This window comes from Xanthomonas sp. DAR 34887 (genome assembly GCF_041245805.1).
Taxonomy (GTDB): Bacteria; Pseudomonadota; Gammaproteobacteria; order Xanthomonadales; family Xanthomonadaceae; genus Xanthomonas_A; species Xanthomonas_A tesorieronis.
In genome coordinates, this window is record NZ_CP162490.1 from 3,576,192 (window position 1) to 3,596,294 (window position 20,103).

Here is a 20,103-nt window from a genome sequence, read left to right on the forward strand (position 1 = left end):
GCGCGCCGGAGCGAAGCACGCGCTTCGACCGACGCCTGGGTTCAAGGCTGCTGCGGCAACGGCGCCGGCGCCGCATCGGCCGGCAGTCGCGGTTCGAACGGATAGAACGCCGCCGACGCGCCCTGGCGCGGGAAACTGGCGGTGAACTCGCCGCCGGACGCGGCCGGCGCCAGCGCCGAGCGCGGCCATGGCCGTGCCTGCAGCGGTGCCGCCTGGTGCGCGAACGGATCGCTGGCATGTTGCTGCGCGAGCGCCTGGCCGGCGGTCGTGGCGGTCAGCGGCAACGCGCTCGCCGCAGGCCGCGGCGGTGCCGCAGCGGCCACCGCGCGCACCGGTTCGGCGGCCCGCGCCGCGCTGCTGCGCGCGGCCTGCTGGGTGCGGGTGGCACCGCGGCGGACGGCCGCCTCCTGGCGCCGGTTGGCGGCGATGGCCACGGCCGGTGCGGCGGCGACCGCCGCACCGAGGTCGCCCTGCGGATCCGCCGGCGATGGCGACGGCGCCCGCGGCACGGCGGCTACCGGGACCGCGGGCTTGGCGGCGACAGGCGCGTTCGAGCTGGCAACCTGCACCGGCGCTGCCGCGGGTGCCGTATCGGGCAGGCGCTCGCGGGTCATGAACAAGGCGATCGCGGCGACCGAAGCCGCCAGCGCCGCGCTTCCGCCCCAGCGCCAGGCGCGGCGGCTGCCGGCGGCATCGCTGGCCCGCACCGTCTCTGCGCGCTGCGCCTCGGCGGCCACCGCCTGGCGCACGCGCTCGCCGAAATCGGCGGGCGCCGGCATGCACACGCGGCCGCGCAGGATGTCGCCGCACAGCTGCCAGCGCTCGTGGCAGCCGGCAAGCTCCTCGTCGTGCTGCAGCCGGCGCACCACGAAACGCGCTTCGTCGGCCGGCAGCTCGCCGTCGATCAACGCCGACAGCTGCTGCCGGTAGTGCAGTTCGAACTTGTCCGGCGGTGCAGCGCCGGGAGTCGGCTCGGACGGGGGAATGGGAGTGCTATCGGTCATACGCGGTGTCGCTCACGAGTGGCGCTGTCGGTATCCAGCAGGGGACGGAGTTCGGCGTCGATGGCGTCGCGCGCACGGAAGATGCGCGAGCGCACCGTGCCGATCGGGCAACCCATCTTCTGCGCGATGTCCTCGTAACTCATCCCGTCCACCTCGCGCAGGGTGATGGCGGTTCGCAATTCTTCCGGCAACGCATTCACCGCCTTCATCACCGTCTGTTCCAGCTCCTGGCGCATCAGTTCGCGCTCGGGCGTGTCGGTGTCGCGCAAGCGCGTGCCGCTGTCGAACTGCTCGGCGTCGAGCACGTCGACGTCGTCGGTGGGCGGCCTGCGGTTGTGCGCAACCAGGTAGTTCTTGGCGGTGTTCACGGCGATACGGTGCAACCATGTGGAGAACTGGGCGTCGCCACGGAAATTCCCTATCGCGCGGTAGGCGCGGATAAAGGTGTCCTGGGCCACGTCCTGACATTCGCTCCAGTCGGCGATGTAGCGCCCGATCAGGCCGACGATCCGGTGTTGGTACTTGCGCACCAGCACATCGAACGCCGCGCTTTCGCCGCGCTGCACACGCCGGACCAGTTCCAGGTCCAGCTCCTGAGGTGTTTCGACATCGGCCATAACGGGCCGCACTCCTGTCAGCCCAACCTACGTCGGACCATCTGACCGCCAATTCGGAAAAAAGTTCAGCGCTCCTGCGGACCGCCGCCCCACGACGTTAACCCGCATTCCGTTAGGCTGGCGGCAGGCCAGCGGTCGCGGGACCCGCGTCACTCCCCTGTGGATTGGGATTTGACGCAACGGAAACAACCTCTGGATGATAACGATCTTCTCCATACATAAGCGGATGGTCCTCCCCATGCTTTCAGGCTTCGACGGGCTCCGATTCAGTCACTGGCAAGCGGATATCCGCGACGACGGCGTCGTCGTGCTCAGCCTCGACCGCCAGGACGCGCCCGTCAATGCGCTGTCGCAGGACGTGCTGCTGGAGTTGGGCGACCTGCTGGAACGCATCGCCATCGACCCGCCCAAGGGCGTGGTGATCCGCTCGGCCAAGGCCAACGGCTTCATCGCCGGCGCGGACCTGAAGGAATTCCAGGAATTCGACCGCCGCGGCACCGTCAACGACGCGATCCGCCGCGGCCAGGCCACCTTCCAGAAACTCGCCGAGCTGCCCTGCCCGACCGTGGCCGCGATTCACGGCTTCTGCATGGGCGGCGGCACCGAGATCGCGCTGGCGTGCCGTTACCGGGTCGCCTCCAGCGACGGCTCCACCCGCATCGGCCTGCCCGAGACCAAGCTCGGCATCTTTCCCGGCTGGGGCGGCAGCGCGCGCCTGCCGCGGTTGATCGGCGCGCCGGCGGCGATGGACCTGATGCTGACCGGGCGCACCGTGTCGGCCTCGGCGGCGCGCGCCATGGGCCTGGTCGACAAGGTCGCCGCACCGGCGGTGCTGGTCGATACCGCGGTGGCGCTGGCCTTGACCGGCAGCGCGCGCCCGTTCAAGCAGCGCGCCACCGCCTGGGCCACCAACACTTGGCCGGCACGCAAGCTGCTGGCGCCGCAGATGCGCAAGCAGGTCGCGCGCAAGGCGCGCAAGGAACACTACCCCGCGCCGTACGCGCTGATCGGCGTATGGGAGCGCAGCGGCGGCGGCGGCATCCAGGCGCGGCTGGACGCCGAGCGCAAGGCGGTGGTCAAGCTGGCGAGCACGCCGACCGCGCGCAACCTGATCCGCATCTTCTTCCTCACCGAGCGGCTCAAGGCGCTGGGCGGCAAGGATCACGGCATCCGCCACGTGCATGTGGTCGGCGCTGGGGTGATGGGCGGCGACATCGCCGCCTGGTCGGCCTACAAGGGCTTCGAAGTGACCCTGCAGGATCGCGAGCAGCGCTTCATCGATGGCGCGTTGAACCGCGCCGGCGAACTGTTCGCCAAGCGGGTCAAGGACGACAGCAAGCGTCCGGCGGTGGCGGCACGGTTGAAGGGCGACCTGGCCGGCGACGGCGTGCCGGTGGCCGACCTGGTGATCGAGGCGATCATCGAGAACCCTCAGGCAAAGCGCGAGCTGTACGAATCGCTGGAACCGCGGATGCAGCCCACGGCGCTGCTCAGCACCAACACATCCTCGATCCCGTTGACCGAACTGCGCGAGCACATCCAGCGCCCGGCGCAGTTCGCCGGCCTGCACTACTTCAACCCGGTGGCGCAGATGCCGCTGGTGGAGATCGTCTGCCACGACGGCCTGGCCGCCGACAACCAGAAGCGGCTGGCCGCGTTCTGCAAGGCGATCGACAAGCTGCCGGTGCCGGTCGCCGGCACGCCCGGGTTTCTGGTCAACCGCGTGCTGTTCCCGTACCTGCTGGAAGCGGCCACCGCCTACGCCGAGGGCATCCCCGGCCCGGCGATCGACAAGGCCGCAGTGAAGTTCGGCATGCCGATGGGGCCGATCGAACTGATCGACACCGTAGGCCTGGACGTGGCGGCCGGCGTGGGCTCGGAACTGGCGCCGTTCCTGGGCCTGCCGATTCCCGCCGCGCTGCAGACCGTGGAGCCGGGCAAGCGCGGCAAGAAGGACGGCCAGGGCCTGTACGCCTGGGAGAACGGTCGCGCGAAGAAACCGGAGCTGGACAAGGACTACCAGGCGCCGGCCGATCTGGAGGACCGGCTGATCCTGCCGCTGCTCAACGAAGCGGTGGCCTGCCTGCACGAGGGCGTGGTCGCCGATGCGGACCTACTCGACGCCGGGGTGATCTTCGGCACCGGCTTCGCTCCGTTCCGCGGCGGCCCGATCCAGTACATCCGTGCGGCCGGCGCCGATGCGCTGCTGGAGCGGCTGCGCGCCCTGCAGGCGCGCTACGGCGAGCGCTTCGCGCCGCGCCCGGGCTGGGATGCGCCGGCGCTACGCGAACCGGTGGCCTGAGTTCGGTTCGCCCCCGTAGCATCCGTTCTCTGCGTTCCCTGTAGGAGCGGCTTCAGCCGCGACATGTGCTGTCCGGAGGGTACCTGTCGCGGCTGAAGCCGCTCCTACAGGGGGACGAGCGACGCCCGACCCGGTGTCAGGAATGCGAATGCCGATGCGCATGGCCACCGTGGTCGTGCTCGTGATCCGCATGCTCGTCATGCGCATGCGTTACCGCGCGTGCCGGCGTGCCGCACGGCTCGGCGCCGCAGTGCCCGGCTTCCATCTGCAGGGTGATATGGTCGATGTCGAAGCGCGCGTGCAGGCCGTCGCACAGGGCCGCGCGCAAGGCGTCGGCATCGGTGCCGTCGGCGATCACCACGTGCGCGGTCAGTGCCGGCGTGCTGGAGGCCAGCGCCCAGACATGCAGGTCGTGCACGTCCTCCACTCCCGCGACGCCGCGCAGATAGCCGCGCACCGCGGCCATGTCCACGCCCTTGGGCACGCCTTCCAGCAGCACGTTGACCGCCTCGCGCAGCAGCACCCAGGTGCGCGGCAGCACCCACAGGCCGATCAGCACCGCCAGGATCGGATCGATCACCTTCCAACCGGTGAGGCGGATCGCCAGCGCGCCGGCGATCACCGCCACCGAGCCGAGCATGTCGCTCCACACTTCCAGGTAGGCGCCCTTCATGTTCAGGCTCTCGCCGCTGCCGGCCTTGAGCAGGCGCATCGAGATCAGGTTGATCAGCAGGCCGAATGCGGCGATGCCGAGCATGCCGACCGTGGCCACGTCCTGCGGCTGGCGGAAGCGCTGCACCGCTTCCCACAGGATGTAGGCGGCGACCACGAACAGCATGCCGCCGTTGAACAGCGCGCCCAGCGCTTCCAGGCGCGCATAGCCGTAGGTGCGCTTGGCATCGGGCGGGCGCCGGCTCAGCCGCACGGCGACCAGCGCGATCATCAGCGCCAGCGTGTCGGTGGCCATGTGCGCGGCGTCGGACAGCAACGCCAGGCTGTTGGTCAGAAACGCACCGGCGATCTCCGCCAGCAGGAACGTGGCGGTCAGCCCCAGCGCCCACCACAGCGGTTTCTCGTGGCGGATCTCGGTCGGTGCGTGGCTGTGGTCGTGTCCCATGGCGGTGCTGGTACGTGCGGAGAATGCCGCCACCTTAGGTCGCCACCGCCGCGGAGACTATTACACTGCCGCGGGTTCGCGCTGCATGCCGGGCACGAACACCGCGCGGACGCAGCCGTCGTGCTTGTGTTTGAACATGTCGTAGCCGCGCACCGCATCTTCCAGCGGCATCCTGTGCGTTGCCAGGAAGCGCGACTTGAGTGCGCCGCTACGGGCCAAGTCCAACAACCGCGGCAAATAGCGTTGGCCATGCTGCTGCGCGGTGCGCACGGTCAGCCCCTTGTTCATGACCGCGCCCAGCGGGAACTTGTCCATCAGCCCGTAGACGCCGAGGATCGACAGCACGCCGCCCTTGCGGCAGGCCAGGATCGCCTCGCGCAGCGCCTGCCCGCGGTCGGTGTGCAGGTGCAGCGCCTGCTTGACCCGGTCGTAGGCGTAGCCCAGACCGGTGCCGTGCGCTTCCATGCCGACCGCATCGATGCAGGCATCCGGGCCGCGCCCGCCGGTCATCTCGCGCAGCATGTCGACCACGCTGTCGACCGCCGAATAGTCGATCACCTCCACGCCAAGCACGTCGCGCGCCATCGCCAGGCGCTCGGGCAGGCGGTCGATGCCGATCACCCGTTCGGCGCCAAGCAACTTCGCGCTCTGCTGCGCCATCAGGCCGACGCCGCCGCAGCCCCACACCGCAACGGTGTCGCCCGGCTGGATCTGGCAAAAATCGGCGCCCATGAATCCGGTCGGTCCGGCATCGGACAGGAACAGCGCGTCCTCGTCGGACACCTCCTCGGGAATCGCGAAGCAGCCGACATCGGCATGCGGCACACGGATGAAGTCCGCATGCGAACCCGCGTAGCCGCCGAAGGCGTGGGTATAACCGTAGATGCCGGCCGTCGGATGGCCCAGCAACGGCTCCTGCATTTCCCAGTTCGGATTGGTGTTGTCGCACAGCGAGAACTCCTGCCGCCCGCAATGCCAGCATTCGCCACAGGAGATGAAGGACGGCACGACCACGCGCTGCCCGACCCGGAGGGATTTGACCTGCGGGCCGACCGCCACGATCTCGCCCATGAATTCATGGCCGATGACGTCGCCCTCGCGCATGCTGGGGATGTAGCCATCGATGAAGTGCAGGTCGGAACCGCAGGTGGTGCTGAGGCCGACTTTCAGGATCGCATCGCGCGGGTTGACGATGCCCGGATCGGGCACGGTTTCCACGCGCAGGTCGTTCACGCCGTTCCAGCACAGTGCGCGCATAAGAGGACTCCTCAATCTTCGTGGGGATGACGTGCACGTGCGGACGGATTGCCGCGCAAGGTCGGCACTTCGCCGCATTCGATCCAAGCCTTGAAGCGGCGCAGCACCTTGGCGACCACCGCATCGGGCGCGGCGCCGACCAGCTTGGCCACGGCCTGCGCGAGCGGTCCGCCCTCGACCCGGTACTCCACCACCAGCGCGGTTTCGCAACCGAAGCCGTTGGGCGCCGCACGCACGCTCAGCTCGGTCTGCACCTGCAGGCCGTGGTCGCCGCTGCCTTCGTAACGCACCGAATCGCCCAGCCGCACCTCGCCGCGCTGGTAGCGCAGCGCGACATGCCGGTCCAGCGGCAGGCGCAGCAGCCATTGCGATTGGTAGCCGTCGCCGGATTGCAGTTCGGCGATACCGTGCAGGATCTGCTGCTGCACCGTCATGTCGCACCATGCATCGAGGATGCGGTGCGGCTCGCCGAGGATGCTGACCGTGCGCAGCATCCGTGTTCCATCGAGCTTGGTGGGATGTTCGGCAACAGGAGAGTCGCGCATGGGGAAGTTCCTGGCTGGCACCACGGGCTCCACGTGCCCGTGGTAGTGGATGGCGAAGTCCGCGGCGCGATCAATGCGTGTCGGTGCCAGCCGACGCCGCCGCGCCCATGCCCTGCAGCTGCTGCGCCTTGGCGAGATGGGCGGCGACGTGAGTGCGCGTGGTGCGCAGATGCTCGGCGACCTGCGGTGTCTTGGCGGCGGGGATCAGTGTGCTGTCGAGCATCTTCAATGCCTCCTGGTGATCCTTGACCATGGCCGCAACGTAGGCCTGTGCGAACTTGTCGCCATCGAGCTGCTGCAGCGTCTTGGCCTCGGCCTGCGCCTTCTTCGTCTGCTTCTCGGCCGGCGCGGCGCTGCGGTCCGGGGACCACGGCGCAATCTTGGCGTTGTTGTCCGAGTGCTCCTTGATCATCTGGCTGGCGTAGTCGCGCACCGGGCCTTTTACCTGCTTCTGCAGCGCCAGGTTGCCGGCGTTGACTTCAGCGGTGTTGATCGCCGCGAGCACGCCAAGCGCTTGCTTCTCGTCCAGCGCGGCGGAGCGGGCGCCGTCACTGCTGGTGGGCGTTCCCGCCGCAGATGACGCGGCCGTGGGTGGATCGACCTGATGGGCGCTGCCGGTGGCAGGGCTGCCGGACTGACCGGACACGTCGCTTTGCGCCTGCGCCGCGCCTGCGCCCAAGGCCATCATGACCGCCAGGGAGACACCGCTGATGAGGTTGCGCATGACCGCTCTCCGTACATGGAAGGAAGGCCAATCCTGCGAAGCGCAGCGTTAGTGCATCGTTGAACACAAGTGCAGGCAGTGCGAAAACGTGCATCAACGCGAGTGAGACGGCGCATGGATCGTTTCACCCGCATCTTCGCCTGGCACGCGTTGCAACGGCGGCGCCAGCCCGTCCTTGATCGCAGACAGGAACGGCAGAGTGAAAGCGCCTGCACGCCGAGTTCCGGATGGGTCGATCGCCGGCTGGCGCGCCGCTCCGCACGATGCTGCATGTGCAGCACACACGACGGTGACGGAATGCAGGTTTCGCCGGCACATCGCACGCGCAGGAGGCGATAACGCACGTGACGCCGCCACTTGACGCGATGCCGATATCCGCTTCACTCCGATGCCACAGTCCGGCGCCTAGCGTGGCGGCAACCGTCCCGGGAGCACGCATCATGGCGCAGCCACATCATCCCATCGAGCAACAGGTCCTGGTCATCACCGGTGCATCCAGCGGTATCGGGCTGTGCACGGCGCTGCTGGCCGCCGAGCGCGGCGCCAAGCTGGTGTTGGTGGCGCGCAGCCGCGAGACGCTGGACGATGCGGTGCGGACCATCCGCGAAGCCGGCGGCGATGCGATCGCGGTCACCGCCGACGTCGCCGACCGCGAGCAGTTGGAAGCCGCCGCGGCGGAAGCGATCCGCCGCTACGGCCGGATCGACACCTGGGTCAACAACGCCGGCGTGGCGATCTACGGCAAGCTCGCCGATGTCGCCGACCGGGACAGCAAGCGCCTGTTCGACGTCAACTTCTGGGGCGTGGTGCATGGCTCGCTGGTCGCGTTGCCGCACCTGATGGCCTCGCACGGCAGCCTGATCAACCTGGGCAGCGAAGCATCGGAAGCGGTGGTGCCGCTGCAGGGCATGTATACGGCATCCAAGCATGCGGTGAAGGGCTTCACCGATGCGCTGCGAATCGAACTGGAGCACGTGGACAAGCTGCCGGTCTCGGTAGTGCTGATCCAGCCGACGGCGGTGGACACGCCTTACCCGCAGCACGCACGCAACTACATGCGCGAGGAGCCGACGCTGCCCAAGCCGATGATTGCGCCGATACGCGTCGCCGAGGCGATCCTGCACGCCGCCGAGCACGGCGGGCGCGACGTCAAGGTCGGGTTGCTGGCCAAGGCCAACACCGCGGTGACCCACATGCTGCCGCGGCTGGCGGACCGCATGTCGGCGCTGCGGGGCGAGCAGCAGAAGCAGCCGGTGCCCGCGCGCGACCCGGATGGCACCTTGTACCGCGCCGGCGAGAGCGGCCGCATCCACGGCAGCTGAGGCGCACATCGCGCCGCGCTATGGCAGCCACCACACCAGCACCGCACTGATGCCGGCCAGGGCCAGCAGCGACAGCGCGCCCGCAGCCAGTACGCGGCCACCGGAGGCCAGCACCGAGCGCAGGTTCACCGACAGGCCCAGCGCCGCCATCGCCACCAGGGTCAGCAGCGCCGAAACGCGCTGCGCCGCATCCGCCAGCGCCAGCGGCAACAGGCCGGTGGAGCGCAGCAGCATCATGCCGACGAAGCCCAGCACGAACCACGGCAGCAGACGATGCAGCGGCAAGCGCGCGACGCCCGGCCGGCCGGCGCTCAGGCCGAGCAGCAACATCACCGGTCCCAGCATCACCACCCGCATCAGCTTGACCAGCGCGCCGACCTGCGCGCTGATGGCGCCGACCGGCAGCGTCACCGCCAGCACCTGCGGCACCGCGTAGACGGTCATGCCGGCGAGGATGCCGTAGTGGCGCTGGTCCAGGCCGAACAGCGGTACCGCCAATGGCAAGGCCAGCACCACCACGATGCCCAATGCCGCGGTGAAGGCGATCGAGGCCGCCACCTCGTCCGAATCGGCGTCGATCACCGGCGCGGCGGCGACGATCGCCGAGTTGCCGCAGATCGCATTGCCGCAGGCCACGAGCGTCGCCAGTCGTGCCGGCAACCCGAGCAGGCGGCCGATGCCGTAGCCGACGCCGATCGCCAGCAGCACGGTGGCCGCGATCAGCCCCAGCAACACGCCGCCAGCCGCGCCGACCGCGCTGAAGCTGACCGACGCGCCGAGCAGCACGATCGCCACTTCCAGCGGCAGCTTCGCGGCGAACGCGATGCCGGCGTCGGCCCGTGCCGGCAAAGGCAACGCGGTGCGCAGCAGCGTGCCGAGCGCGATCGCGAACACCAGCGCATCGATCCACGGCCGGCCCAGCCAGCGCAGTTGCACCTGCTCGGTCAGCGACGCCAGCGCGGCGACCGCGATCGCCAACAGCAGGCCCGGCCACACTGCCGCGCCCTTGAATCGTGCCTGGTTCATTGCCGCCACCCTGTCAAAGTGGCTGCAGGATGCGCTCGCCGACCTTGTCACTCCATCGCATAATGATGGATAGTTCGTTCGGCTCAACCGAATGATCCCGCCGTGACCCTGGAACAACTCGCCCTGTTCGTCGCCGTCGCCGAGCGCCAGCACTTGACCCTGGGCGCGCAGGCCGCGCATCGCACGCCGTCGGCGGCCAGCGCCGCGATCAAGGCACTGGAAGCCCGGTACGGCGTGCCGCTGTTCGACCGGGTGGGGCGCGGCATCGCATTGACCGCGGCGGGCGCGGCGTTCTTCGAGGAGGCCAAGGCGATCCTGGCGCGTACCCGCGCCGCGGAACTGGCCTTGAGCGAATGGCGCGGCGTGCTGCGCGGCACCCTGGATCTGCACGCCAGCCAGACCGTGGCCAGCTACTGGCTGCCGACGCGGCTGGTGGCGTTCCATGCGCGCTTCCCGCAGATCCAGATCCGCCTCAGCGTCGGCAACACCGAGAGCGTGGCGCGCGCGGTGGTCGAAGGGCGGGCGGAATTGGGATTCGTCGAAGGCGGCGTGCACGATCCGCAATTGCAGTTGTCCACGCTCGGCCATGATCGCCTGCTGCTGGTCGCCGCGCCCAGCCATCCATTGGCCGGACGCCTGCGCCTGGGTCTGCCGCGGCTGGCCGAGGCCAACACCTGGATCATGCGCGAAGTCGGCTCGGGCACGCGCTCGGAGTTCGAGGCGGCGCTGCGCGCGGCCGGGGTCGCGCCGGAACGCCTGCGCGTGGCGCTGACCCTGCCCTCGAACGAGGCGGTGTTGTCGGCGGTACATGCCGGCCACAGCCTGGCGGCGATCTCGGAACTGGCGGCCGCGCCATGGCTGGACAGCGGCCGCCTGCAACGCGTCGGCACGGCGCTGGGCGCACGCAGCTTCCACGCCTTGCGCCATCGCGAACGCAGCCTGGGTGCGGCGGCGGCGGCCCTGCTCGCCAGCGGCGACGCCACGGGCGCATCCGGCTGAGCCGGCACTCGCCGGCACGGTCGCGGCGATCGGTACGGCACGCGCGCGGACCCGTCGGCGTGCGCACACAGTGCCGCGCCGGACTGCGGCGCAGGCGCGTCGCGACGCCCGCCCCGCCCTGCCTGACCAGGTTCCGCCCCGCAGCCACCGACCGCTCCGCGGCATGTGCGCCATGCCGCTTCGCAACATGGCAATCAATTCCAAAAAAAGATAGCCGACAGCAAATGCTTCATTGGAATGGAATGACTACCCCTCCTATGCTCGCCCCAGTTCCAGGCGATCGGCGCGGCGGCAAGGGGCCAAGTCCGCTATCGACGACTGCCGAAACGCGACAGGCTTCGCGCAGCGAGGCCGCGACACGACGCACGTTCGCACTACGCAGGGACCATCCCTGCGATCTGCCAGCGCGGCCAGGAAGACCGGATTGTCCGGTCCCATTTCAACTTGCTCGGTAACTTTCGTCCTGGGAGGGAACAAAGATGCCTTTGGAACACCACCGTCGCCCGGCTAGCCGGCGCGCGCAGCAGCAGGCCGCCCGCACGTTGCTCGGTTCGGCCATCGTCCTGGCCCTGGCCAGCAGCTTCGGCGCCCACGCGCAGAGCATCGCCGCCGATCCGGCGCCGCCGGCCAGCGCCTCGAACAGCGAGACCGGGCAAGCACCGGTCACCCTGGACAACGTGATGGTGATCGGCCAGCGCGCCAGCCTCGACCAGGCGGTGCAGGCCAAGCAGCTCGACGACCACGTGGTCGAGGTGATCTCCGCCGACAACATGGGGCAGATGCCCAACGTCACCGTGGCCGAGGCGCTGGTGCGCCTGCCCGGCGTCAACGGCACCCGCGACCGCGGCAACGAGAGCCTGGCCACGGTGCGCGGCCTGGGCCCGCGCATGACCATGGGCACCGTCAACGGCCGCGAGATCGCTTCCTCCGAACCCAACCGCGCGGTGCGCTGGGAAGTGTTCCCCACCGAGATCGTCTCCACGGTCAAGGTCTACAAGACCCAGTCGGCGGACCTGGTGGCCGGCGGCATCGCCGCCACCGTGGACATCTCCACGATCAGCCCGCTCGACCACACCGGCCCCAGCTTCGTCGGCACCGCCGGCCCGATCTACTACGACGAAGCCAAGGACGTGGACGGCTATTCGCCGTGGGGCAACCGCCTCGGCGCCAGCTGGATCCACCGCTTCAACGACAACCTGGCCATCGCCCTCGGCGCCACCTACCAGAAGCAGAAGAACGCCGGCGTCTCGATCGGCAGCTGGGGCTATACCGACGACAGCAATGCGCGCGACGTCGATGGCGACGGCAAGGTCGACTACACGCCGTGGGGCGCGGCCGACCAGCTCAAGCTGACCGAACAGACCCGCACCGGCGCGATGGGCACCGTGCAGTGGCGCTCGGGCAACCTCGAACTCAAGCTCGATGGCCTGTATTCGCGGATCAAGATCGACGAGGAACAGCGCCAGAACTGGTTCAACAACCTCGGCTACAGCATCTTCTCCGCCAGCAATCCGTACACCACGCCGGGTTCGTCCTACACCATCGTCGATGGCGACGTGGTCGCCGCCACGCTGGCCAATTCCAACCTGCAGGTGGACCACGTCATCAGCCACTACAACGAGGTTAAGACGCTCGCCGCCGGCGGCCTCAACGCGAAGTGGAGCGGCGACGTGTGGACCCTGGGCGGCGATCTGTCGTTCTCGCAGGCCAAGCGCGACAACGACTGGCGCGCGGTGCGCTTCGGCAGCAATCCGGACACCGTGTCCTTCGATTTCCGCCATGGCGTCACTCCCACCATCAGCACCAGCTCAGACGAGCCGGAATGGGGCATCAGCGGGCAGACCGAACCGCAGGCCTTGCGCGACCGGATCGCGGCGCTGGCGCTCAGCGCCAGCCGCACGATCGAAGATTCGCCGATCACCGCGCTGCAGTTCGGTGCGCGTGCGGCGCAGCGCGAAAAGCAGAACCGCCACTTCACCAGCTTCCAGTCCGGTTACGACCAGCCGATCTCCGCCTACCAGGATCTGATCCATCCGGTGCAGATGCCCGACCTCAACGTGCCGACGTTGACCGGCGGCGATCTGGACGCGATCGCCAGGCTCGGCTTCGGCGGCTTCGATCCGAGCCTGAACACCGAACAGTTGCTGGACCACTGGAACGTCAAGGAAAACGTGCGCGAAGCCTTCGCCAAGGCGGTGTTCAGTTCGCAATGGTTCGGCATCGACGTCACCGGCAACGCCGGCGTGCGCGTGGTCCACACCGACACCACCAGCGACGGCTACGACACCGTCGGCGGCGTGGTCCAGCCCAGCAGCGCCAGCAACGACTACACCGACGTGCTGCCCAGCGCCACGCTGAACTTCCTGCTCGACGACGAGCGCATCCTGCGCTTCTCGGTGGCCAAGGTGATCGCGCGTCCGCCATTGGACGAACTGCGTACCGGCCGCGCGCTCGACGACCCCAACACCACCGTCGGCCAGCTCACCGGCAGCGGCGGCAATCCGCAACTCAATCCGTTCCGCGCCACCCAGCTCGACCTGTCCTACGAGTGGTACTTCCACAAGGAAGCGCTGGCCGCGCTGGCGCTGTACCGCAAGTGGGTGGACTCGAGCATCGGCTACAAGACCCAGCACGAGACCATCGACGGCCGCGACTACCTGATCAGCGGCCCGTTCAACGGCGGCGGCGGCTACATCAACGGCGCCGAACTGACCTTCCAGACGCCGTTCTTCTTCATTCCGCACATGGAGAACTTCGGCGTCTACTCGAACTATTCCTACGTCGAATCCAACCTGCACGAGTTCTCGCCGGCCGACGATCCGCTGCCGCTCAGCGGCCTGGCGCGCAACACCGGCACCTTCGACCTGTGGTACAGCAACAGCAAGTTCGAAGCGCGGGTGGGCTACAAGTACCACAGCCCCTACACCGTGGTGTACGGCTGGAACGCCGCGCGCCTGGCGCGGCTGGAAAGCGAAGGTACGGTAGACCTGAGCCTGGCCTGGCGCTTCAGCGAACACCTTGGGCTGAAGTTCCAGGTCGGCAACCTGACCAACGAGCCGTTGCGCGCCTACAGCGACAACAAGCGCAACCGCCTGGCCAACCAGGACGACGGCGGCTACCAGTTGTTCGGCCGCCGCTTCGCCCTGGAAGCGACCTACACGTTCTGAGTTCCCCTGCCGCAGGTATCGCATGCCGCACACACGCCGTCACTGGATGCCAGCGCTCGCGCTGGCCCTCGCCGCCGCCCTCGCCCCCACCGCCGTTGGCGCCGGCCCGCTGTACCTGGGCGCCGACCTGTCCTACGTCAACGAGATGGAGGACTGCGGCGTGCAGTACCGCGAACACGGCGTCGTGCAGGACCCGTTCGCGCTGTTCCATGCGCACGGCGCCAACCTGGTGCGCGTGCGCCTGTGGAACGACGCGCGCTGGACCCGCTACAGCGATTTGAGCGACGTCAAGAAGACCATCCGCCGCGCCCGCGCGCAGGGCATGCAGGTGCTGCTGGATTTCCACTATTCCGACGACTGGGCCGACGGCGAGAAGCAGCTGATTCCCAAGGGCTGGGCCACGATCACCGACCAGGACGAACTGGCGCGCACGCTGTACGGCTACACCTACGACACGCTGAGCGCGCTGGACCGCGCCGGGCTGATGCCGGAGCTGGTACAGGTCGGCAACGAGAGCAACTCGGACCTGATGGACAGCCAGCCGTGGGACAAGCGGCGGCCGATCGACTGGACGCGCAACGCCAAGCTGTTCAACGCCGGCATCAAGGCGGTGCGCGACGCCGGCGCACGCTCGACGATCAAGCCCAAGGTGATGCTGCATATCGCGCAGCCGGAGAACGTGGAGCCGTGGTTCGCCGACGCCGCCAAGGCCGGCGTGCGCGACTTCGACTTCATCGGCATCAGCTACTACCGCAAGTGGTCCAGCGAGTCGATGGCCGGGCTCGGCGCCACCATCAAGCGCCTGCGCCAACGCTACCCGGCCGAGGTGATGGTGGTGGAGACCGCCTACCCGTGGACGCTCGCCAGCGGCGACACCTCGCACAACCTGCTGGGCGAGGACTCGCTCATCGCCGGCTATCCGGCCACGCCGCAAGGGCAACTGGATTACCTGGTCGATCTCACCCAGTTGGTGATCGACAACGGCGGCAGCGGCGTCGTGTACTGGGAACCGGCCTGGACCAGCAGCCGCTGCAAAACGCGCTGGGGCACCGGCTCGTCGTGGGAGAACGCCAGCTTCTTCGATTTCGCGCACGGCAACGAACTGCTGCCCGGCATCGGCTTCATGCGCCATGCCTACCGGCCTGCGCCGCAGGCCAGCAGCGACGCGGCGCCGGCGCCGCACGCACAGGACCCGCAACCATGATCGAACTGAGCCGACGCGAGCTGCTGCGTTCGCTGGTCGCCGGCGGCGTGCAGGTGGCCGTTCCCGGCGCAACGGCGGCCCTGGCGCCGGCAGCGCTGGCCGCGAGCGCCGGTGGCACCAGCCCGGCACTGACGCTGGACGAGGACGCAGCAGCCCCGCGCGAACGCCTGCTGTGCGATTTCGGCTGGCGCTTCCATCTCGGCCATGCCGACGACCCGGCGCGCGACTTCAACTTCGGCACGTTCCAACGTAGCTACGCCAAGGCCGGCAAGGACACCGCCGACGCGGCCCTGCCCGGCTTCGACGACAGCGCCTGGGCCGCGATCGACCTGCCGCACGACTGGGCGTTGGCGCTGCCGCCGCGCCAGGATCCCGCCTCCGCCAGTATCCTGGTCGACGACCCGGCCGCCGCGCACGGCTACAAGCCGCTCGGCCGCAACGACCCGCAGACCAGCATCGGCTGGTACCGGCGCGAACTGGAGATTCCCGCCGACGACCTGGGCAAGCGGATCTGCCTGGAATTCGATGGCGTGTTCCGCGACTGCATCGTGTTCTGCAACGGCCACATCGTCGGCCGCAACGCCAGCGGCTACTGCGGCTTCGAGGTCGATCTGAGCGACGTGCTCGACTACGGCAAGCGCAACGTCATCGCCGTGCGCGTGGACGCCACGCTGGGCGAAGGCTGGTTCTACGAGGGCGCCGGCATCTATCGCCACGTCTGGCTGCGCAAGACCGATGCGCTGCACGTGCCGATGGACGGCGTGTTCGTACGCAGCCCGTGGCAAGGCGGCGCCGCGCAGGCGCTGGTCAGCACCGAAGTCGGCAACAACGGTGCCGACCCGCGCAGTTGCAGCGTCACCTCGGTGATCCGCGCGCCGGACGGGCGCATCGTCGCGCGCGCGACCGCGGCAGCGGTGACGGTGGCGCCGGGCGTGATGCAGCGCGTCGAACAGACGCTGGATCTCGGCACGCCGGCGCTGTGGTCGCCGGATACGCCACAGCGCTATACCCTGTCCACCTATCTGCACAGCGACGGCCGCGCCTGCGACGCACTGACCACGCGCTTCGGCGTGCGCAGCCTGCAGTTCGACCCGCAACGCGGCCTGCTGCTCAACGGCGCGCCGTTCAAGCTGCACGGCACCAACAACCACCAGGACCATGCCGGCGTCGGCACCGCCATTCCCGAGCGCCTGCACGAATGGCGCCTGCGCCAGCTCAAGTCGATGGGCTGCAACGCGTACCGCAGCGCGCACAACCCGGCCGCGCCGGAAGTGCTGGAACTGTGCGACCGGCTCGGCCTGCTGGTCATCGACGAGACCCGGCGCATGTCCTCCGATGGCGAGGCATTGGCCGAACTGGAAAGCATGGTGCGGCGCGGGCGCAACCATCCCTGCGTGATGCTGTGGTCGCTCGGCAACGAAGAACCGCAGATGGTCACCGCGCGCGGCGCGCGCATCGTCGCGCGCATGCAACGGCTGGTGCGGCGCCTGGATCCGACCCGCCCCACCACCTTCGCGATGGACAAGGGCTTCGACGATGGCGTCGGCCAGGTGGTGGACGTGGTCGGCTTCAACTACCGCACCCCGCAGATGGACGCGTTCCACGCGCGCCATCCCGACATCCCGATCTACGGCAGCGAAACCGGCAGCACCGTCGGCGTGCGCGGCAACTACCGCACCGACGACACACGCGGCTACGCCCGCACCTACGATCTCGACTACCCCTGGTGGGCCAGCAGCGCCGAAGCGTGGTGGAGCTACATCGCGCAGCGCCCGTACATCGCCGGCGGCTTCGTCTGGACCGGCTTCGACTACCGCGGCGAACCCACCCCGTACAACCGCTGGCCGAACGTGGCCTCGCAGTTCGGCATCCTCGACAGCTGCGGTTTTCCCAAGGACAACTACTGGTACTACCGCGCGCAGTGGACGCGCGAGCCGGTGCTGCACCTGTTCCCGCACTGGAACTGGGACGGCCTGCTGGACGAACGCGACAACGGCATGGTCGACGTCTGGTGCCACAGCAACCTGGACGCGGTGGAACTGCTGGTCAACGGCGCCAGCCAGGGCCTGCAGCAGGTGCCCGCCTACGGCCACGTCGAATGGCGGGTGAAATACGCACCCGGCACCCTCGAAGCGCGCGGCTATCGCGACGGCAAGCAGGTGCTGGTGCAGACCCGCACGACCGTCGGCGCAGCGGCGGCGATACGCCTGCGCAGCGACCGCGGCGAGCTGCTTGCCGACGCCGAAGACGTCGCCGTGGTCGCGGTCGAGATCGTGGATGCGCAAGGCCGCGTGGTGCCCACCGCCGACGACGCCGTGCGCTTCGCCGTGCGCGGCGCCGGCCGGCTGATCGGCCTGGGCAACGGCGACCCGGCCAGCCACGAGAACGACAAGGGCGACAGCCGCCATGCGTTCAACGGCCTGTGCATGGCGTTGCTGCAGACCACGCGCGATGCCGGCACGCTGACGCTGGAAGCGACCGCGCCCGGGTTGGTGCCTGCGCGGCTGGTGCTGAAGAGCGTGCGCAGCAGGGCGCGGCCGTTCGTGGCCTGATGCGGGCGCGTGCTTTCAAGTAGCCGCGCGGCGCCGTCGTCAGGCGCTCCCGACTCGGTGCCTCCTACGGCGCAGGCGCGCCATCTACGCCCGCCCAAGCTGCGGTCGGCGCGCTAGCTACGCACACTGAAGTGAAGTCGCCGACGCTTCACACCGAAGCCGATCTACGACCCCTCACTAGCATCGCCGAACCAACGAAGCTGCATCGCCCCAGCGATGCAAGCTCCCCCACCGCGCATGCGGTGAGGGAGCGCAAGCCGTCATCGCAGGCGCGAGAACGCACCGATACCGGCGATCGCCAGCCGCTCGGCAGGCAGCGCCGTTTCGGCGAACGACAGCCGCAGGTAGCGGATCTGGCGGACCTCGGGGAAATTCAGCCGCTGGGTCGACAGCGCATAGGCGATATTGGACAGCTCGCCGCCGCCGGCCGGCTGCCAGTGCTGGCCATCCTCGCTGGTTTCGGCGCGATAGCCCTTCGGCGGCGCCGCGCCGTTCATCACCATGCGCGAGGGGGTGAGGCTGAAGCCGGCGACCTGACGCAGCGCGCCGAGGTCGATGGTCACCTGCGCGGGATGGCCCGGCCTGGGAGCTGGCACGACCCAGATCGTGCCGGCATCGTCATCGAGCAATTTCTCCGCCCCCGGCGCACTGGACTCGACGATACGCCAACCCGCGGTGGACAGCACATCCGGCGCGTTCGCCGTCGGCCGCGCGACCGCAACTGGCGCAACCGCGCGGAACAGCGCGAATTCGCTGATCGCGGGGCAGACCGGTGCCTCGAGCACCAGCAGACGCACACGGCGCGCGGCGACCGGGCGATCGAGCCGCAGGATCCGCTGCGCGCCGATGCATTGCGCCTCGGCCAACCGCTGCCATTGCCCATCGAGCTCGGCTTCGATCGCGAAACGGGTGACGCGCACGCCCAGCGGCAGGTATTCGCGCAGGCGGATCAGGTCGAAGCTGTGCAGCGCCGAAAGTTCCAGCGTCAGCGTCGGCGTGGTCACGTCGTCCGGCGTGGACCAGTAGCTGTCCGGCTGGCGGTCGAGCACGCGCGCCGGCTCGAACCCAGGGCCGCGCGACGCGCTGGCGCTGGCCTTGGCGCCCTTGGCCAGATCGATGGCGAAGCTGGCACGGATCGCGTCGCCGAAGCTCTTCAACACCGCGACGTCGTGGTCGGCGATGCGACCGCGCCGGTCCGGCGGAAGATTGAGGTTCATGTTGGTACCGCGCGCGACCGAGGTATCGAAGTAGCGCACCAGATTCTCCGGGCTGCGCACCTTGCCGTCTTCGTCGGCATGGTAGAACCAGCCCGGGCGGATCGAGGTATTGGTTTCCGCAGGCCACCACAGCGCGGCGCCACGCACGCCGGCATTGCCGTTTTCCTGCGTGTAAGGCGCATTGGGCATGGTCGGCCAGCACGGATCGCCGGCCACGCCGTCCTCGTTGCCGACCCAACGGATGTCGGCGCCGAGCGGGTCGAAGGTGCAGGCCATCGGCTGGTGCTGGTGGACCAGCTCGATCATCCGCGGCCAGTTGTAGTAAGCGGGCGCATCGATCTTGCGCGTTTCGCGCGCCCCGCCGTAGTAGCCGTCGCCGCCATTGGCGCCGTCGAACCAGAACTCGAACAGGTCGCCATAGCCCGTGCACAATTCGGCGATCTGCTTGCGGAAATAGTCGAGATAGCCGGGGCGGCCGTACTCGGCATGGTTGCGATCCCAAGGGGACAGGTAGATGCCGAAGGCCAGGCCGGCGCGTCGGCACGCCGCGGCCATTTCGCCGACGATGTCGCCCTTGCCATTCTTGTAGGGCGAATTGCGAATGCAATGCTCGGTCAGGCGCGTGGGCCACAGGCAGAAGCCATCGTGGTGCTTGGCGGTAAAGATGATCCCTTTCAGATTGCCGGCCTTGGCCGCGGCGACGATTTGATCGGCGGAGAAATCGCTGGGATCGAATCTGCGCGGATCCTCGTCGCCGTAGCCCCATTCCTTGTCGGTGAAGGTGTTCATCGCAAAATGCACGAAGGCGTATTGCTCCCACCGGTGCCACCGCAGCTGCCGCGCGCTGGGCACGGCGCCCCACGGTGCCGGCCCCTTCGGGCGCGGCGCAGCCGCGATCTGGGCGGCGGATGCGCTGAAACCCGCGGCGACGGCCACGACACCCGTGGCAAGAAAGGTACGACGATCGATCATTGACGCCTCCGGCTCTGCACAAGCTCGGATCTTAGCTTTTTCCAACGGCGAAACAGTCCTGCCCCGAAGCTACGGAAG

The 20,103-nt window shown here is 68.9% G+C and carries 14 protein-coding genes; 6 read left to right on the forward strand and 8 right to left on the reverse strand.

Annotation, left to right across the window (positions count from 1 at the left end):
- Positions 1-41 precede the first annotated feature (41 nt).
- On the reverse strand, positions 42-1,004 hold the full coding sequence (locus AB3X08_RS15040; RefSeq protein ID WP_369933545.1) for a sigma-E factor negative regulatory protein: 963 nt from the start codon (positions 1,002-1,004) through the stop codon (positions 42-44).
- Complete coding sequence (gene rpoE / locus AB3X08_RS15045; protein WP_053835168.1) at positions 1,001-1,621, reverse strand: RNA polymerase sigma factor RpoE; 621 nt, start codon at positions 1,619-1,621, stop codon at positions 1,001-1,003. The genes AB3X08_RS15040 and rpoE overlap by 4 nt, the downstream gene beginning before the upstream one ends.
- Before the next feature lie 238 nt (positions 1,622-1,859).
- On the opposite strand from rpoE, the gene AB3X08_RS15050 reads away from it, so the two are divergent.
- Complete coding sequence (locus AB3X08_RS15050) at positions 1,860-3,923, forward strand: 3-hydroxyacyl-CoA dehydrogenase NAD-binding domain-containing protein (protein WP_369933546.1); 2,064 nt, start codon at positions 1,860-1,862, stop codon at positions 3,921-3,923.
- Positions 3,924-4,059: 136 nt separating this feature from the next.
- Here the strand turns inward: AB3X08_RS15050 and AB3X08_RS15055 are convergent, their stop codons facing one another.
- The 4 genes from AB3X08_RS15055 to AB3X08_RS15070 form a co-directional block, all read right to left on the reverse strand.
- Complete coding sequence (locus tag AB3X08_RS15055) at positions 4,060-5,040, reverse strand: cation diffusion facilitator family transporter (protein ID WP_369933548.1); 981 nt, start codon at positions 5,038-5,040, stop codon at positions 4,060-4,062.
- Between the two features lie 60 nt (positions 5,041-5,100).
- The gene (locus AB3X08_RS15060; protein WP_369933550.1) at positions 5,101-6,297 is read right to left on the reverse strand and encodes a zinc-dependent alcohol dehydrogenase; all 1,197 of its coding nucleotides are present in this window, start codon (positions 6,295-6,297) and stop codon (positions 5,101-5,103) included.
- Between the two features lie 11 nt (positions 6,298-6,308).
- Complete coding sequence (locus tag AB3X08_RS15065) at positions 6,309-6,842, reverse strand: hypothetical protein (RefSeq protein ID WP_369933551.1); 534 nt, start codon at positions 6,840-6,842, stop codon at positions 6,309-6,311.
- A gap of 70 nt (positions 6,843-6,912) precedes the next feature.
- The gene (locus tag AB3X08_RS15070) at positions 6,913-7,566 is read right to left on the reverse strand and encodes a DUF4142 domain-containing protein (protein ID WP_369933552.1); all 654 of its coding nucleotides are present in this window, start codon (positions 7,564-7,566) and stop codon (positions 6,913-6,915) included.
- A gap of 440 nt (positions 7,567-8,006) precedes the next feature.
- Here AB3X08_RS15070 and AB3X08_RS15075 point away from each other — a divergent pair, with 440 nt between their 5' ends.
- Positions 8,007-8,888 (forward strand): SDR family oxidoreductase, encoded by an 882-nt coding sequence (locus tag AB3X08_RS15075; RefSeq protein WP_369933554.1) that lies wholly within the window; start codon positions 8,007-8,009, stop codon positions 8,886-8,888.
- 18 nt (positions 8,889-8,906) lie between these two features.
- Here AB3X08_RS15075 and AB3X08_RS15080 read toward each other — a convergent pair whose 3' ends face one another.
- The gene (locus tag AB3X08_RS15080; protein WP_369933556.1) at positions 8,907-9,914 is read right to left on the reverse strand and encodes a YeiH family protein; all 1,008 of its coding nucleotides are present in this window, start codon (positions 9,912-9,914) and stop codon (positions 8,907-8,909) included.
- A gap of 102 nt (positions 9,915-10,016) precedes the next feature.
- Between AB3X08_RS15080 and AB3X08_RS15085 the strand changes: the two genes are divergently transcribed.
- From AB3X08_RS15085 to galA, 4 genes are all read left to right on the forward strand, one after another.
- Complete coding sequence (locus AB3X08_RS15085; protein WP_369933557.1) at positions 10,017-10,913, forward strand: LysR family transcriptional regulator; 897 nt, start codon at positions 10,017-10,019, stop codon at positions 10,911-10,913.
- A gap of 479 nt (positions 10,914-11,392) precedes the next feature.
- Positions 11,393-14,080: a TonB-dependent receptor gene (locus AB3X08_RS15090; protein ID WP_369933558.1), complete on the forward strand. Its 2,688-nt coding sequence runs from the start codon at positions 11,393-11,395 to the stop codon at positions 14,078-14,080.
- Between the two features lie 22 nt (positions 14,081-14,102).
- Positions 14,103-15,284 (forward strand): glycoside hydrolase family 53 protein, encoded by a 1,182-nt coding sequence (locus AB3X08_RS15095; protein WP_369933559.1) that lies wholly within the window; start codon positions 14,103-14,105, stop codon positions 15,282-15,284.
- Positions 15,281-17,836 (forward strand): beta-galactosidase GalA, encoded by a 2,556-nt coding sequence (galA, locus tag AB3X08_RS15100; RefSeq protein ID WP_369933560.1) that lies wholly within the window; start codon positions 15,281-15,283, stop codon positions 17,834-17,836. Before AB3X08_RS15095 ends, galA begins: the two co-directional genes overlap by 4 nt.
- Positions 17,837-18,096: 260 nt before the next feature.
- Here galA and AB3X08_RS15105 read toward each other — a convergent pair whose 3' ends face one another.
- Entirely contained in the window at positions 18,097-20,025 is a 1,929-nt protein-coding gene (locus AB3X08_RS15105) for an alpha-L-fucosidase (protein WP_369933562.1), read from the reverse strand.
- Positions 20,026-20,103 lie beyond the last annotated feature (78 nt).